We start from the raw sequence: 16,496 nt of genomic DNA, 5'->3' as shown, positions 1-16,496 counted from the left end.
ACCAAGCCCGTTTCATCCAACAGTCCAGAATATTCGGGCACTGCGAGTCTGCCCATCCACGACGGCCTGCCGAGTAGCAATCGCAGGTGCGCCGAACGAGTAAGCCGCCCCTCGACCATAGGCACGGATCCACTGGCCGGACAAGACTTCCCAGCGGTCATCTCCGCGACGCTTTGGAGTCGAAGTCCAACTTCGGCCCCCTTGTCAACCACCGAGGAAAAATGAGGCTTAACAGCATCTGTCCCACCGGAAGATTTGTATTGTCACATTGCGCAATCGAGGCCAGAAATTCCCTGAAATTCAGTGATCTACCCCTCAATCACCGCTTCAGAACTTGTCCCAAATCACAAAAAATCCCGACTCGTCACATGGCGTAACGAAAACTGCACACGCGGCGAAAATAAGGCCTACGGTTTGTGACATGTCAAAAACCGCACCTTCTTCCCGACTACCACGTTGGATGACAAGTTTTGGGCCGCAGATCATCGCGGCCCTGATTGTCGGCCTGCTGCTTGGCCTGGTAGCCAAGTACACCGGCAGCACCGCCGAAGAACCCAACGGTCTGGGTGAAGCCCTGCAGATCATTGGCTCCAGCTACGTGGCACTGCTACGCACCGCCGTTATTCCGCTGATCTTCTTCGCCGTGGTCGCCTCCATTGCAAACCTTTCAAAGGTCACCAATGCCGCACGCCTGGCTTGGCAAACCCTGTTGTGGTTTGCCATCACCGCGCTGATTTCCGTGGTGATCGGCATGGCCCTCGGCCTGATCTTCCAGCCGGGCGCCAATACCGGACAGGGAACCCCGGATGACTACACCGGCAAAACAGGCGACTGGCTCGGATTCCTGACCGGGCTGATCCCATCGAACTTCCTCGGCTTGGGCGCCAGCACCGGCATCAAGGAAGGTGTTGCAAGCACCTCGGTCAGCTTCAATGTGCTGCAGATTCTGGTGATAGCCATCGCCGTGGGCGTGGCAGCACTGAAGGTCGGCAAGGCCGCCGAACCGTTCTTGAACTTCTCCGCGTCAATTCTGGCCATCATCCAGAAGGTTCTCTGGTGGATCATTCGCATCGCGCCAATCGGTACCGTAGGCCTGATCGGCAACGCGGTAGCCACCTACGGTTGGGACACAATCGGAGCCCTGGGCAAGTTCACCCTTGCGATCTACGTTGGCCTGGCACTGGTGCTCTTCGCCCTCTATCCGGTACTGGTTCGTTTGCACGGCCTGTCCATCAAGCAGTACTTCTCCGGCGTCTGGCCCGCAGTCCAGCTGGGTTTCGTCTCACGCTCCTCGATCGGCACCCTGCCGCTGACCCAGCGTGTGACCGAACGCAACCTGGGTGTGCCTTCGGGTTATGCCTCCTTTGCGGTGCCGCTGGGCGCCACCACCAAAATGGACGGTTGCGCAGCCATCTACCCGGCCATCTCCGCCATTTTTGTGGCTCAGTTCTTCCAGGTTGATTTGACCCTGAGCGACTACCTGCTCATTGCACTGGTATCGGTGCTGGGTTCGGCCGCTACCGCCGGCACGACCGGCGCTATCGTGATGCTGACCTTGACCCTGTCCACCCTGGGTCTGCCACTTGCCGGCGTAGGCTTGCTGCTGGCCGTAGACCCAATCGTCGATATGGGCCGCACCGCGGTCAACGTCGCTGGGCAGGCACTGGTTCCAACCATCGTGGCCAAGCGCGAAGGAATTTTGGATCTGGATCTCTACAACGCTCCACGCAATGGCAACCCGTTTGCCGATGACAGCGTCGAGGAATTGCAGAGCTCCAAGGCCTAATCTCGCCTGCATGGAAGGCCGCAACCCGGGAATTTTCCCGAGTTGCGGCCTTTGTCGTATCCCGATCGGTTCTAGTTGACCCTTAGTCGAAAATCGTGATTGACCTATACCAAATTGTTACACACAGATAAATAAATAATGGATAAACTCACGGTATGACGCTTATCGAAAGCCGTGACGAACCTGTGCTCACCCCACGACCACGGCCAACTATCACCGAACGGCTAGCAGCCTTCGGACGCCCACCACGGATTATGGGCCTAGACATCGCCCGCGGCCTGGCCATTTTGGGAATGGCCGCGGCGCACCTGAGTGCTCCGCAAGATTTTCATGTCTTGGACCCCGCGACCTGGGGAGCCATCGTCCATGGCCGGTCCTCCGTGCTCTTCGCTGTATTGGCCGGTATCTCCATTGCCCTGATGACCGGACGCAGCAGCCGCCCGGAGCCTGCGGATCTGCCGCGGCTTCGCCTGCAACTGGTGGGCCGGGGAAGCGTCATCTTTCTGTTGGGCTTAGGACTCGAGTTACTAGGTACTCCCATCGCGGTGATCCTCACCTTCTATGGCTTGCTGTACGTGGTTGCCCTCCCGCTGCTTCGATGGACGCCGGGACGCCTTCTGATCTTGGCCGCCGGAATCACGTTGGCTGGGCCGCTGTTGCTGAACTCCATCACCACGCTGCTGCCGTACTCCGGCGGCGGCGGGGTTGCGCTGGTAATTCAAGGAGTTTATAAAGCACCGGTGTGGATTGCACTCATGTGTGTCGGCATGGCGCTCGGCCAGCTGAATCTGGCTTCCGCCAAGACGGCCCTGAAAATTCTCGTGGCCGGCATCGCCTGCACGGTGTTCGGCTACGGCATCGGAGCCATACCAGCGGTCCAAGAAATGGGTACAAGCAGTTCCTCGTACGGCAGTGATCCGGGATCTTATGGCGGGGATTCGGGGTGGTTGCCAACCTACCAGTCCCCGCAGGACCTTGATTTCAGCGGCATGCTCTGCGAAGGAGAGCCCGGGGCGTATCTGAATTGTATTCCCGAAGAAGAGGCAGCACTTTACTCGGCGAGCAACAGCTCACTAAGCGATGTGGGCTCCGCAGGTTCGCTACCGCTCGATAAGTCCGCTGACTACACGGAGCCAATGGACGACATCTCCGGATGGGCCGACTACGGAACAGGCCCCATTCTCCCAGCCCTCGGATCAGCCGTTCAGCGTGGCTTGGTTAGCAGTGCGCCGCACACCGGCGGATCATTGGAAATTATCGGTTCCGGCGGTTTTGCCATGGTTGTTATGGGCCTCTGCCTGCTTGCCGCACGTCCGCTACGATGGCCGTTGCTTCCGTTCGCGGCCCTTGGCACCATGCCGCTGACCGCTTATTGCGTGCACGTTGTCAGCTACTTTTTAGTCACCGGACCAGGCGGCATGGCGGCACCGGCCTATCTAGGGTTAGCGACGGCGGCCGTTTTCCTGCTCGGTTCCACCGCTTGGGCTATTTTCCTAGGTCAAGGCCCGCTTGAACGGCTCACTGCAAAAGCAGCCCGGGCCATGTCCACGTCTTAGACCTCCCATATTGACCCACTTATGTGGCCGGTTCCCCTCAAGGGATCCGGCCACTTGCGTCTGAGCTCACAGAACCTCACTTTGCACAGAGTGCAACTTTGCACATAGTGTAAGTATGTGACTTCCCTGAGCGTCGGCAACCGCCGCGAAAAAAACAAACAGGCCACCTTGCAGGCAATTGTCGCCGCCGCCGCCGACCTGCTGCATGAAGGCCACGGCGCCAGCATCACCGCCACGCAGATTGCGGACGCCGCCGGCATTTCCCGGCGCACGCTGTTTAACTACTTCCCCACGGTGGATGCAATCCTGTCCTATCCGTTGCATACCGTGCTGGAAACCATGGTCGAGTCAATCAATGAGTTTCCCGACTCGATTCCGTTGATTGAGGCGATCGTCTTGGCCCTCAAATCTGATGAAGTCTCCAAACTTCTGGGCCAGGTCGCATTGTTCGGCGCTTATCTCAAGGCTGACTCCCCCAACGGTTGCTACCCCACCAATATGGCCGAGTGGCAGATCGCCACCACGGACGTCATCGAACGGGTCGCCCGCCGGTATCCGCAGGCCGATAACTTTTCAATCCGTGTCTTCACCCACGCGATCTTGGGAGCCGGACAAGCCGCCTTCGATGAATGGATCGACCGGCTGCCGCATCCCCATGGAGCTCCACTAGAACTGTCCAATGAACTGATCGCGGAGTTCCACCACCTGATCACCCAAGCGATGAAAACCCTCAACGAGGGCTTCACCGCCTTGCCCACCACCGCGCTACCCATCCAGGAAGACTAACTCTCATGGCTTCAATGCTTTACCGCCTCGCCCGGTGGGCTCATCGGCACCATTATCGTGTCATCGCGATGTGGCTTGCCGCGTTCATCTTCATTGGGCTCTCCGCCAGCCTCTTTATGGGTCAGCTCTCCAACACGTTCACCATTCCGGGAACCGAAACCCAGCGCACCCTGGACCGGATGAAAGAAGAGCTCCCGGACCTGGCCGGTGGCTCCGGCTCGATTGTGTTCCGCGAAAGCACCGGCAAGGAACTCAACGAGGCCCAGGAGCAATCCATTGCCGACTCACTGGAGCAACTGAATCTGCACCCGCAGGTGGTGGATGCCACCAGCCCCTTCACCTTGCAAGAACAGCTTGACGAGGCCCAGCCAGAACTCGACAAGGCCCAGCAAAAGCTGGTTGACGGTCAAAAGCAGCTGGACGACGGCAAAACGCAGATCGCTGACGGTAAAAAGCAGCTGGAAGACGGCAAACAGGAGATCACCGACGGCTGGGCCGAGTACCACAAGGGCCAGGATCAGATCGCCGAGGCGCAACCGCAGATTGATGCCGCGGCCGCGAAGTTGGCCAGCGGCCGTGCCGAACTGGCCGATGCCGAAGCACAGCTGACCAGTGGGCAGGCGCAGTTGGATGCCGGGCAGAAAAAATACGATGCCGGGCTCAAGGAATACACCGCGGGTCGCGCCGAATACGACAAGGGGCTAAGCCAGTTCCAAGCCGGAGAAAAGAAACTCAACGCGGCCCAGGACAAACTCGATGCCGGTGAGAAGGAATACCAGGCCGGGATGGAAGCCATCCTGCAGGGCCAGTCGCGCGACAAACTTGAAACGCAGCTGAGCTCAGGCAAAACCGAAGCCACCGCCGGCCTGAAGCAGGCTGAGTCCGGCCTGACCAAGGCCGAGGCCGGCATCAAGGAAGCGGACGCGGCCATTGCCGGGCTGAACACCCAGATCGCCGCAACGCAGAAGCTGCTTGACGAGGCAACTGCAGCGAACAATGAAGAAGACATCGCCACCTATACCGGTGCACTGACCGAGCTGAACGCGGGGTTGGACAAGGCACAGACCGGCAAGGCAACGGCCACCGCCGGGCGCGACCAGGCGAAGGAAGGTATTTCACAGGCCCAAGGCGCGCTTGATCAGATCGCCAAGGCACAAGACGGCCTGAGCCAACTTGACGCCGCCCGCAAACAGCTTGATTCCGGGGCGGCCGAGCTTAAAACCGGCAAGGCCGAATTGGAGAAAAACCGAGGCAAACTCGTCTCGGCCAAAACCCAGCTGACCACGGCGAAATCCCAGTTGGACAGCGCGAAGTCAGAGCTGGCCACCAACCGCACCAAACTCAATAACGGTTGGGCGGAATTGCGAGCCGGTAAATCCCAGCTGGAAGCCGGCCAAGCCGAGTTCGATTCAAAGAAGGCCGAATTCGAGGCTGGCAAGGTCGAGCTGGCCGCGGCCAAAACCAAACTCGAAGAAGGAGAGGCGACTCTCAAGGAAAAAACCGCCGAGCTGGAACAGGCGGAAAAGGATATTGTCACCGCTGAGAAGGATCTGGAGTCCGGCCGGGCCGAACTTGAATTCGCTTCGCGCCAGGTGAACTCCAGCAACGGCATGCGCTTTGTTTCCGAGGACGGCAGCACCGCTGTCGCCCAGGTGACCTTCAAGGTTCAAACCGACGCGCTGACCACCTCCGAACGAGACATGATCACCGCCATCGCCGCCGGCCCCCAAGCCAACGGTGTGGAGGTTTTGTTCTCCAAGGAAATCATGCAGGACATGTCCTCGATCTTCGGGGCAGCCGAAATCATCGGTGTGGTTATTGCCGCGATTGTGCTGCTGGTGATGCTTGGCACGCTGGTCGCCGCCGGGCTCCCGTTGCTGCTGGCCATCCTTGGTGTGGGCGCCGGCGTGGGAACAACCCTGGCGTTCTCCTCCCTGATCGACATGGCCTCGATTACCCCCGCCCTGGCGTTGATGCTGGGTCTGGCGGTGGGTATCGACTACGCCTTGTTCATCATCCACAGGCATCGAACCCAGCTGCTGGGTGGCATGGAGGTGGGTGAGTCCATCGCCCGCGCCGTGGGCACCAGCGGCAACGCGGTGGTTTTCGCCGGCCTCACCGTGATCATCGCCCTGGCCGCGCTGACCGTGCCCGGCCTGCCGTTCCTGAGCGTACTGGGACTTTCCGCCGCGTTCACCGTGCTCTGCTCGGTATTGCTGAACATCACCTTGCTCCCGGCGCTGCTCTCGCTCGCCGGTGCACGCCTGGTCTCCAAGCGCGCTCGGGCCAAGGCCGCCGCCGAGGCGGAGAATCCAACCATCAAGGAACCAATCTCGGCCAGCTGGGTCCGTTTGGTAACCAAGGTTTCCATCCCGGCGGTACTGTTGGTGGTCATCGTGCTCGGCGCCATTGCGCTGCCCGCGGCGCAGATGCGCACCGCCCTGCCCGATGGCAGTGCCGAACCAGCCGATTCGCAGGCTTTCCAAGCGTACGAACAGACCAGTGACAAGTTCGGCGCCGGGTACAACGGGCCGTTGCTGGTCCTGGCCGACCTGCCCGAAGGCCTGACACAGCGCGAAGCGGACACCATGTCCCTGGACGTGGCAGACATGCTGCGTGAGTACGACGGTGTGGTGGCCGCCATTCCGGTGACCCTGACCGAGGACCGGATGCTGGCCGCCATTCAGGTGATCCCCACCGATGGCCCGTCCTCCGAAGCCACCGAGGCTTTGGTTCACCAGTTGCGTGCGGACTACCCGAAATTCCATGATGCCACCGGCGCCACCATTGCGGTGACCGGTCAGGTTGCCGCCCAGATCGATGTCTCGGAAAAGGTCACCGAGGCGCTGGCTCCGTACCTTGCTATTGTGGTCGGCTTGTCGTTGATCCTGTTGCTGCTGGTCTTCCGCTCCGTGGTGGTCCCGATCCTCGCTACCGGCGGGTTCCTGCTCTCCCTGGCGGCGGCTTTCGGCGCCAGTGTGATGGTTTACCAGTTCGGCTGGATGGGTGGCTTCTTCGATGTGAACGTGCCCGGCCCGCTGCTCAGCTTCCTGCCGATCCTGCTCACCGGTATCCTCTTCGGATTGGCCATGGACTATCAGGTATTCCTGGTCTCCGCGATGCGTGAGCGTTATGCGCACGGCGAGCCGGCCCGTGACGCGGTCCGCTCTGGCTTCTCCATGGCCGCCCCGGTGGTGACTGCCGCCGCGCTGATCATGATCTCGGTGTTCGCCGGCTTCGTCTTCTCCCACCTGGCAATGATCCGGCCGCTTGGTTTCGCCTTGGCGGTTGGGGTGCTCTTTGATGCATTTGTGGTTCGAATGACGCTGATTCCGGCGTTGATGCACCTGCTGGGAGACAAGGCCTGGTACCTGCCGAAGTGGCTGGATAAGATCCTGCCGGATGTTGATGTGGAAGGCTCCAAGCTCAATGCAATGCTTGAAGCCGAAGATGCCGGCATGGACCGCGAGTCAAAGACCAAAGAGGAATCCAACGCATGACACCCACGTCCAAAGCTCGGCTGCTTCTTGCCTCGGCCTCATGGGGCCGTAAAAAGGTTTTGACCGACGCCGGTTTGGCCTTTGAAACCCAGGTCTCCGCGGTGGATGAAGATGCGGTGCTGGAGCGCGCTATCGCAGAGCTCGGCGAGCGCACCCCGGCGCAGACGGCATTGCTTTTGGCCCGGGCCAAGGCCGAGGATGTAGCCGCAGGCACGCATCCGGCTGGCACCGTGGTGCTGGGCTGCGATTCGGTTTTCGAACTGGACGGTGCGGCCTACGGCAAACCGCACACCGCCGAGGTTGCCCGCGAACGCTGGCAGCAACTCAGCGGCGCTACCGGGGTGCTGCATTCGGGTCATTGGTTGATCAACACCCAGGAGCCGGAGCAGGCCCACGGAAGGATTTCCTCCACCACAGTCCGCTTCGCTACGGTCACCGCGCAGGAAATCGAGGCCTATGTGGCCAGCGGTGAGCCGTTGCCGTGTGCGGGGGCGTTCACCATCGACGGATTGGCCGCCACCTTTATCGAGTCCATCGAAGGGAACTTCCAAAACGTGGTGGGACTGGATGTCTTCGTGCTGCGTGAGCTGTTGGCCGCATCCGGCATCCAGATCATCGACCTCTGGAAGTAGCCAGGCACCACAATCTCCGGCACCACTTGCTGGTTGAAGCAGTGCTCGGATCAGTGGCTCACCTGAGCTTGGCAAAGCCCGCCCCGAACTTTTCGGGGCGGGCTTTGTGCGCAGCCTATAAGATCCCTAGGGTGATGCGGCTCGGCATCTGTTCGCCGGTGAAGATCTGCTGATGCGCCACCACGGTCTCGGATGAGTCGTAGGCCAGCGCCCCGGTATTCAGGTTCCTGTCCCAGCGCGGATGGCAACTTGAGGTGACCTGCACCCGGATGCGCTCCCCCGCCTCGAAGGTGCAGGCGGTGGCCCACAACGAAACACTGAATTGGTAGGCAGTACCCGGTTCCAGGAGACTCGGGGCGAGCCCTGGAGTGAATTTTCCATCCGCGGCGCAGGCTTCACGCCAGCGCCCCCGCACTATCCCGTCGGCAAGGCCAATGGATGTTCCGTCCGGGGCAACCTTGCATAAACGCACCACAAAGTCGGTGTCCACCGCGGAGGATGAGGCGAATAACTGTGCGGTGATCTCGCCGAATACCGTCAGTTCCGTCTCCAACGGGTCACTGGTAAACACCAGCACGTCCTCACGTTCTTCCACCTCGTTCTGGCGTGCCGGGCCGGCCGGGAGAGCCCCGGGAATCATGGTGGCGCCGCCAACGGTTGGGACCGGGTTGTGTGGATCATAGGTATAGGACACGACTCCTACCCGGTCCGCGGTGTCCCGAAGAGATCCGTCAGCCCCGAGATACAGGTTGCGGCTCCGGGTCGGTTGCGGCAGCTGCTCAAAACCGCGCCAGCGGTTTTCTCCCATAAAAAAGATCAAAACCTCAGGGATTTTCGCCAACGATTCCGGTTCATTTTTGAGTGTTGCATCAAACCAGGCCCGATGAATTGCCGACAGGTCCCCGTAGCCGGCCACTTCGTTGGACGAAGCGCCCAGGCCGAAACTGATATCGGGGAAAGTCCCGGAGAGGTTCGTGTGGCTCCACGGCCCGAGGACCAGGCGTGGGCGTAACTCGGGCCGGCCGGCGCTGGCTTCCAGCTGGCGCTCGTACTGCTCCAGGGTGCTTGGACAGAAGATATCGAACCAGCCGCCAATGTGCAGGGTGGGAATCTCAACCGCCTTGTCGGCCGCGGTGTCCCATAACCGGGTGAAGTCATTACCTGGTTCGTCTCCCGCACTGGGCAAGATGTGGGTATTCATAAAACTGTTCATTTGCGCGGCCAGGCTATTGATCGGAAGTGCCTCGAAAACACTGCCGTCGGCGAAGGCCGAATCCAGTTCCTGCCAGGTTGCAAGTTCTCGATCCAACCCCAGGTGGTCCCCTGCATGCTCGCGCACCATGGTGTTCAGCGACGCGGACGCGTGTCCCCACCCGAATCGCGAACCGAGCTCGAAGGCTCCCCCGCGGTAGAGCGATCCGTTATTCGCGTTCGAGCCAGCTGAGATCCCTAGCGCCAGCGCGCGGAGTTCGGTTGGTGCCGTTTGGGCCGCTCGCCATTGGGTCTCGGAGAAATAGGAGCGGCCGAACATGCCCACCCTCCCGTCGCAGTACTCAAGCTGCGAGGCCCACCGCACGCTGTGCGCTCCGTCGGATGCCTCATTGGCTGAGGGGACAAAATGGCCGTCAGAACCGTAGCGGCCACGGCAGTCCTGGATGATCACCGCGTAGCCGTGGGCCGCCATGGTGGCTGGATTCAGGTAGGCGCTGTTCACCGCGAGATCTCGTCCGTACGGGGTGCGAGAAAGCAGGACGGGGTAGCGTGCACCGTCTACCGCCGGCCGATACACCGTGGAGCGCAGTATCGTTCCATCGCCCATGGTGGTCTCGACATCGGGTTCAATCAGTACGGGCAAGGGTGAAACCATGGTTGTTCTTCTTCCGGGAAATGAGAGTTCTAGTTTGTGGTTCACCGGGTTAAACCGTCTCTGGTTTTTTACCCAGGTCTTCGGTCCGTGTTTTGTAGGTTTCCTTGACCCATACCAGGGTGACCACTGCCGAGATCAGGCAGCAGGCTGCGGTGAACACCGCGACCGGAACCCACCCAGTGGGACCGGGGCGAACCATAATCGCCGCGATGGTGGGTGCGAACCCGGTGACCACCAGCCCCATTTGGGATGCGGTCGCCGCGCCGGAGTAGCGGATCTTGGTGGGGAACATTTCTGCGGTCATCGCTGGGCCCAGCGGGTTGACCATGCCGTAGCCCACCGACATCACGATGATGCCGCTGATGAAGATCAATGGGATGTTGGCGACGCTGATGGCCCCGAAGTACACAAAAATCATGCTGGCGCAGATGATGTTTCCAGTAATGAAAACGGGTTTGCGTCCAATTTTGTCGGCCAATATCCCGAACAGCGGCTGAGTGATGATACCGCCCACCGCCGTGGTGATGGTGACCCCGAGCATCAGGCTGCCCGAAATCCCGGGTTCGCCGGTTGCGTAGGACAGGGCGAAGGCCGAGACGATGGAGGAGACAACCGCCCATAGGCCGAAGGCGATCACCTTGACAACGGTGCGCCAGTGGTCGCGGAAGACGACCTTCAGCGGCATCTCGGACTCGGTTTGCTCTTCCTTGGTCTGCTCGAATACTTCCGCGTCCGGCAAGCTGGCCCGGATGTACAGTCCCACCGCGGCAACGATGATGCTCGCCAGGAACGGGATGCGCCAGCCCCAGCTCAGCAGCTGCTCATCTGGCATCATGGCGACCAGCATAAAAGCGAGGGAAGCAAGCAGGATTCCAGCCACGGCGCCGGTATTCACCCAGCTGGCGTAAAACGCCCGTTTATTGCTCGGTGCATGTTCCAACGAGATGGTCACCGCTCCGACCGACTCACCGGCGGCCGAAATCCCCTGGACCACACGCAAGGCGACCAACAGGATGGGGGCGAGCACCCCAATCGCGGCCGTTGGGGGCAGGCATCCGATGAGGAATGTCGAGGCACCCATCATGATCAGGGTGAGCACCAGCATCTGTTTGCGACCCACCTTGTCGCCGAAGTGACCAATGACCGCTGCGGCAATGGGCCGGACCACGTAGCCGATACCGATGGTGGCCATGGACAAAATGGTGCCGATAAACGGATCAATGTCCGGGAAGAATATCCGGTTGAAGACCAAGGCCGAGGCGGAGCCGTAGATGAAAAAGTCGTAGTACTCCAGCGTACTTCCGATAAATGCAGCGGTGGCCGCCTTGCGAGCGTGAGTTCCTTCCGCTGGCACAGGGGCACCACCTTCTGGTGGCTGTGTTGAAGCATCCGTTTCGGGTGCGGTGTGGTGCGAAGACATCGGTGTTCTCCTGGGCAAAAAATGAGGGCGAAGAGGTGAGGCGGTGGCGTGAACCACGTGGTGTTGTGGTGTCCGTCACCGGCAGAAATCAATCGTACGAGAGATTTTCAACGTACGTCAAGATAAGTGCAACGATATTTTTCGGCTTGCTCGCCCAATTCATTTCCGGGGATAATGCATCATGCGCTTAAGCACCAGTCAGACCGATGAACACGTTGTAGATTTCCCTCGCCCGCAAAAGGGCGGAAACACCCAACACCTCTTGGCGACCATGCTTGGCGAATTCTGGAGGCACACAAACCTGTGGCTCCCCACCAAGGTGGTCAAGTCCTTGGCCGCCGATCTCGGGTTGAGCCAGCCGGCAACAACCACCGCGCTGAGTCGCCTGGCTTCCCGCGGCGTGCTGGAACAGTCAGGCAGTGCGCGCAGCTCAACCTACCGCTTCACTTCCGATGCCCTGGCCCGACTCGAAGCGGGTTTTGAGCAGTTCTCCACCTTCGGCGACCCCGCGCGCCACTGGGATAAAAGATGGACCGCCACGGCTTTCACCATCCCGGAGACTTCTCGGGATCTGCGTGAGTCCTTTCGCTCACGACTTCGTTGGCTTGGTTTTGCCCCGCTCTATGGCGCGCTCTGGGTCAGCCCCCACGACCGCACCTCCGAGGTCCTGGCGGCCTGTCGCGGATTCGGTTTGGAGGACTACATGGTTTTCCGAATGGACGAGAGTCAGCGGCACGGCAGATATCCCGGCGATGCCTGGGATCTCGACGAGGCTCCGAAACGATACCTGGATTTCATCGAGACCTACAAACCCGTACTTGAGCGGGTCAAAAATCATGAATACTCAGATAGCGAGGCCTTTAAGATCAGGGTCCAATCCATGGATCTGTGGCGTGCTTTTCCTTGGGATGATCCGGATTTACCGGCGGAAATGCTTCCCGAGCATTGGCCGTTGGCACCGGCCCGTGAGATTTTTGTTGATCTGCACACGAGCTTGGCCCGCGCAACTCATTCGCATCTGGAAACGATCTTCGAAAAGTTTTGCCCGGAACTCATCGAGGGCATCAAACTTCATTCGCTCTAGGAGTTGCCGACCTTCCCCGGCCCGGCGATGGTTTTCGACCAGGCCAGTGTCCGGATCTAAGATCCTAGTTCCAACCTCCCATGGCCCTGCTTTGAAGGACGGCTTGTTCCGCAGTGGTTTTTAGCTCAACACGGCGCGAGGCGCACACTAGGCACCGCAGGTATTCAACCTGCCCAGCCGAGGTTGAATGGCTTGATTCGATCCCCCATTCATGGGTGTGTTTTGCTGCCTGGATAAATTCTTCTGTCCGCATGGAACCGGTCTTCTGTGTCATGACTTCAGCATGATGTAATGACCATATGCAACTCAACCCTTACGGAGAATATGCGGTTTTGCTCGCCGCGTCCCTGGCTAATGAGTGGCCCGAGGACCGGGACGGGATCGAAGAACGGACCCGGGACTTTGGCATGACCATGCCTTTTCCCACGCTGGCCACAGACCATTCCGACACCCGGGCAGTCATCCAGGACTGGTTGGCCATCGTCGATGCCCCAACAGATCCGGAACGCGCAACCCTGCTGAACCTCCAGATGGCGCGGGCCGCCGCTTATCCCAGGCTGGTTGACCACGACGCCGAGGGATGGCACCTGCACTACCGTGACAACGGACAAAGCATGCCGCAGGTGCTGCGTTCGGTCATCTGCGTAGGAACCGCACTGCACCTGACCACACGCGGCATGCAGCGACTACGGCGTTGCGAGGCTGAACCCTGCACACATGTTGTTGTCGATGTGACACGCAATGGGCGTCAACGCTACTGCTCGGTGCGCTGCGCCAATCGCGCCGCAGTTCGCCGGCACCGCGCCCGCTACTGACCTCCTGCCTGCTACGACGCGGGAATCAGGACATTCTGGTTGATCCTGATCCATCCGGTGTCCAACAAATCATCAACCATCGCATCGTCAGCCACCAAGGACATCCTTGTATCCAGAGCGCCAACGGTGACGATCACCTGGCCGCCTTCCAGGCCACCGCAACCACCCATGCCATCCTCGGCGGAGCCATCTCCGCTAAAGCGGTAAATACATGCGCTCTTCCGGTCTTCGGAAGCAAGCACAAAGTAATCCGTTCCCTCATGGGTTCCCAGATTTCGAACCGATGCCGGATCAAATCCTTCAAGCATCGATGTGTCACCGGGCCAAGCATCGCTTGGTTGCGCGTCACGCTCCAACGCGGCAATGGGAGATCCAGCTGAGCACCCCGTGAGCGCCAGCGCGGTTCCCACCAGCACCATCCCTAACCTTGACGTGAACTTGAGTTCGTCTCGCATCAAACCCCCTGAGCTGAAGTTATCCAAAGCCTATCGACAAAAAGAAAAACCGCAAGCACCTAAACCGAAAATCCCCCACGTCAGCGCGCAGACAACTAAACAGCTCGGCCAGCATCGTGGCACCGCACGCTGCTGGCCACCACGCCTGGCGCCCAATGGAACCACCGGATCATTTTTTGTAGGAATCCTCCAAAGTTTTGGGCCAAACACCCCGGCTTGAGCGGTGAATTACAGATAGTTCCCACAAAAACGATAGGCTCCTAGGTGAGAATCCCTAATTTTTGAAGACAAGGTTCATGATGAATCCATTGACGAAGGTACTTATCGCCAACCGCGGTGAAATTGCAGTGCGCATTATCCGTGCGGCCCGCGATGAAGGAATCGAGTCGGTTGCCGTCTACGCCGACTCCGATCGCGACGCTTTGCATGTGCGTTTGGCCGATGAAGCCTATGCACTGGGCGGAACCACCGCGGCTGAATCCTACCTTCGTATTGAAAAGATCCTCGACGCCGCAGAACGCTCCGGAGCGGACGCGATCCACCCGGGCTACGGTTTCCTTTCCGAAAACGCAGAATTCGCCCAGGCTGTCATCGATGCTGGACTGACGTGGATCGGCCCAGCTCCTGAAGCGATCGACAAGCTGGGCGACAAGGTCAAGGCCCGCCATATCGCGGAAAAGGTTGGAGCCCCGCTGGTCCCCGGGACCAAAGATCCGGTGGCGTCAGCCGAGGAAGTGTACGCCTTCGCCGATGCCCACGGCCTGCCGCTGGCCATCAAGGCGGCCTACGGCGGCGGCGGACGAGGCATCAAGGTGGTTCGCAACCGCGAGGACATCGGTGAGCTCTACGACTCTGCCGTTCGCGAAGCGGTGGCTGCGTTTGGCCGCGGCGAATGTTTTGTTGAGCGTTTCCTCGACGCACCACGCCACGTGGAGACCCAGTGCCTGGCCGACGTGCACGGCAACGTGGTGGTTGTCTCCACCCGCGACTGCTCGCTGCAGCGCCGCAACCAGAAGCTGGTGGAAGAGGCTCCAGCTCCTTACCTGAGCCAAGAGCAGATCACCCGCCTCTATGAGTCCTCCAAGGCTATCTTGCGCGAGGCCAACTATTCCGGCGCCGGAACCTGCGAATTTTTGGTAGGCCAAGACGGAGTCATTTCCTTCCTTGAGGTCAACACCCGCCTTCAAGTTGAGCACCCGGTCTCCGAAGAAGTTGCCGGCATCGACCTGGTCCGTGAGCAGTTCCGTATTGCCCGTGGAGAGGAACTGGGTTACGGCGATCCTGAACTACGCGGGCACTCCTTTGAGTTCCGCATCAATGGCGAAGACGCCGGACGCGGTTTTATGCCCACCCCCGGCACCATCACCAAAATGACCCTGCCAGCCGGCCCGGGTGTGCGTGTTGATTCCGGTATTGAACAGGGTGAAAGCGTCTCCGGCAATTTTGACTCAATGATTTCAAAACTGATCGTCACCGGGCCGACCCGCGAAATCGCCGCCGCCCGCGCCCGCCGCGCCCTGGAGGAATTCCAGATCGAGGGCATGGCCACCGTCTTGCCGTTCCACCGCGCGGTCATGAGCGATCAAGCCTTCGTCCCCGCCGAGGGTCCGTTCCGGGTGCACACCCGTTGGATTGAAACCGAATTCGACACCTTTATCGCGCCTCACCCGTTCCCAACCGAACAGGCAGAGGAACAGGACACCGAGCGTACCTCCGTGACCGTTGAGGTCGGTGGAAAGCGTTTGGAGGTCACCCTTCCGGCCTCGCTGGGCTCGCTCTCCTCCAACGGTGCGGACAAGGGCAGCGCCGCGAAGAAGAAGCGCAAGCCAGGCCGCAAGGCCGCCGGCGCTGCCGGGGGCAACAGCGCAGAGCTTCGCTCCCCCATGCAGGGCACAATCGTCAAGGTCGCCGTGGAGAACGGGGCTGCCGTGTCCGAAGGCGATCTGATTGTGGTGCTCGAAGCCATGAAGATGGAACAGCCAATCACCGCCCACCGTGACGGTATTGTCGCCGGACTAGACGTCGCTCCGGGCGAAACCCTGTCCTCGGGTGCCGTGATCGCTTCGATCAACGACGAAAAGTAGCCGCGGCCGCAGCCTTGCTGCTGATGCCAACAATCTAGTGATGGCCATCCCACCTGTTTACGCAGAGGGGGTGGCCATCATCCGTCACCGGTGTTGAACAAAAATTTTGTTCAACTCAGGGTGCTCATCACCCACCCAGCTGATTTCCACTGCGTCAACAAAACCGTGTTCATGCCACAACAGCACTTCCGTTGCCTGCGATTCGAAGTTCGAGTCCCAGACGCCGTAAATCAGCGGTTTGCCACATCCTGATGGAAGGCGGAGGGTTCGATTCACTAATTCAAGGGTGAAACAGATCGAACAGTGATCCTCCGGGGCCACCAAGGCACCCTGAAATTGGCTTTCCAAGGCCCTCGCCAGCTCCGGCTCAGAAGCCGCAACAATCATGTTCAGAAAGTCGCACTGCAACTGGTGTGGTGCGCGGTAGTCCATGATTCCACCCTAGCTGCTCAGCTCAATGGCAGCGAAAGTTGGTGCAACCGCCTCACCGGAAGCCTGGTTTGGCGGCAGT

13 protein-coding genes are annotated in these 16,496 nt (G+C 60.0%); 8 read left to right on the top strand and 5 right to left on the bottom strand.

The features are described from left to right. Nucleotides 1–421: 421 nt before the first annotated feature. The 5 genes from ACIOWL_RS06000 (at nucleotide 422) to ACIOWL_RS05980 (ending at nucleotide 8,260) form a co-directional block, all read left to right on the top strand. Nucleotides 422–1,786, top strand: coding sequence for a dicarboxylate/amino acid:cation symporter (locus ACIOWL_RS06000; protein WP_400382661.1), 1,365 nt, complete (start codon nucleotides 422–424; stop codon nucleotides 1,784–1,786). Between the two features lie 155 nt (nucleotides 1,787–1,941). Beyond that, complete coding sequence (locus tag ACIOWL_RS05995) at nucleotides 1,942–3,342, top strand: heparan-alpha-glucosaminide N-acetyltransferase domain-containing protein (RefSeq protein ID WP_400382659.1); 1,401 nt, start codon at nucleotides 1,942–1,944, stop codon at nucleotides 3,340–3,342. A 117-nt stretch (nucleotides 3,343–3,459) separates the two neighbouring features. Next, nucleotides 3,460–4,128, top strand: coding sequence for a TetR family transcriptional regulator (locus ACIOWL_RS05990; protein ID WP_400382657.1), 669 nt, complete (start codon nucleotides 3,460–3,462; stop codon nucleotides 4,126–4,128). Between the two features lie 5 nt (nucleotides 4,129–4,133). Beyond that, on the top strand, nucleotides 4,134–7,628 hold the full coding sequence (locus ACIOWL_RS05985) for an MMPL family transporter (protein ID WP_400382655.1): 3,495 nt from the start codon (nucleotides 4,134–4,136) through the stop codon (nucleotides 7,626–7,628). Continuing rightward, nucleotides 7,625–8,260: a Maf family protein gene (locus tag ACIOWL_RS05980; RefSeq protein WP_400382654.1), complete on the top strand. Its 636-nt coding sequence runs from the start codon at nucleotides 7,625–7,627 to the stop codon at nucleotides 8,258–8,260. The genes ACIOWL_RS05985 and ACIOWL_RS05980 overlap by 4 nt, the downstream gene beginning before the upstream one ends. A 115-nt stretch (nucleotides 8,261–8,375) precedes the next feature. On the opposite strand, the gene ACIOWL_RS05975 is transcribed toward ACIOWL_RS05980, so the two are convergent. Continuing rightward, nucleotides 8,376–10,127, bottom strand: coding sequence for a CocE/NonD family hydrolase (locus tag ACIOWL_RS05975; RefSeq protein WP_400382653.1), 1,752 nt, complete (start codon nucleotides 10,125–10,127; stop codon nucleotides 8,376–8,378). A 49-nt stretch (nucleotides 10,128–10,176) separates the two neighbouring features. Beyond that, complete coding sequence (locus tag ACIOWL_RS05970) at nucleotides 10,177–11,547, bottom strand: MFS transporter (protein ID WP_400382652.1); 1,371 nt, start codon at nucleotides 11,545–11,547, stop codon at nucleotides 10,177–10,179. A 181-nt stretch (nucleotides 11,548–11,728) separates the two neighbouring features. On the opposite strand from ACIOWL_RS05970, the gene ACIOWL_RS05965 reads away from it, so the two are divergent. After that, entirely contained in the window at nucleotides 11,729–12,631 is a 903-nt protein-coding gene (locus tag ACIOWL_RS05965; RefSeq protein WP_400382650.1) for a PaaX family transcriptional regulator C-terminal domain-containing protein, read from the top strand. A gap of 64 nt (nucleotides 12,632–12,695) precedes the next feature. Here the strand turns inward: ACIOWL_RS05965 and ACIOWL_RS05960 are convergent, their stop codons facing one another. Next, entirely contained in the window at nucleotides 12,696–12,905 is a 210-nt protein-coding gene (locus ACIOWL_RS05960) for a hypothetical protein (protein ID WP_400382648.1), read from the bottom strand. A 25-nt stretch (nucleotides 12,906–12,930) separates the two neighbouring features. Between ACIOWL_RS05960 and ACIOWL_RS05955 the strand changes: the two genes are divergently transcribed. After that, complete coding sequence (locus ACIOWL_RS05955; RefSeq protein WP_400382646.1) at nucleotides 12,931–13,446, top strand: CGNR zinc finger domain-containing protein; 516 nt, start codon at nucleotides 12,931–12,933, stop codon at nucleotides 13,444–13,446. A gap of 11 nt (nucleotides 13,447–13,457) precedes the next feature. On the opposite strand, the gene ACIOWL_RS05950 is transcribed toward ACIOWL_RS05955, so the two are convergent. Beyond that, a complete protein-coding gene (locus ACIOWL_RS05950; RefSeq protein ID WP_400382644.1) occupies nucleotides 13,458–13,901 on the bottom strand; it encodes a hypothetical protein in 444 nt (147 codons plus the stop codon). Between the two features lie 296 nt (nucleotides 13,902–14,197). Between ACIOWL_RS05950 and ACIOWL_RS05945 the strand changes: the two genes are divergently transcribed. Beyond that, on the top strand, nucleotides 14,198–15,985 hold the full coding sequence (locus ACIOWL_RS05945; protein ID WP_400382643.1) for an acetyl/propionyl/methylcrotonyl-CoA carboxylase subunit alpha: 1,788 nt from the start codon (nucleotides 14,198–14,200) through the stop codon (nucleotides 15,983–15,985). 84 nt (nucleotides 15,986–16,069) lie between these two features. On the opposite strand, the gene ACIOWL_RS05940 is transcribed toward ACIOWL_RS05945, so the two are convergent. Further along, nucleotides 16,070–16,417 (bottom strand): hypothetical protein, encoded by a 348-nt coding sequence (locus tag ACIOWL_RS05940; protein ID WP_400382641.1) that lies wholly within the window; start codon nucleotides 16,415–16,417, stop codon nucleotides 16,070–16,072. Between the last annotated feature and the right edge of the window lie 79 nt (nucleotides 16,418–16,496).

It is taken from the genome of Glutamicibacter sp. NPDC087344, from assembly GCF_044744225.1.
In the GTDB taxonomy this organism is placed as follows: domain Bacteria; phylum Actinomycetota; class Actinomycetes; order Actinomycetales; family Micrococcaceae; genus Glutamicibacter.
This window is presented reverse-complemented; position numbering and strand designations above follow the sequence as displayed.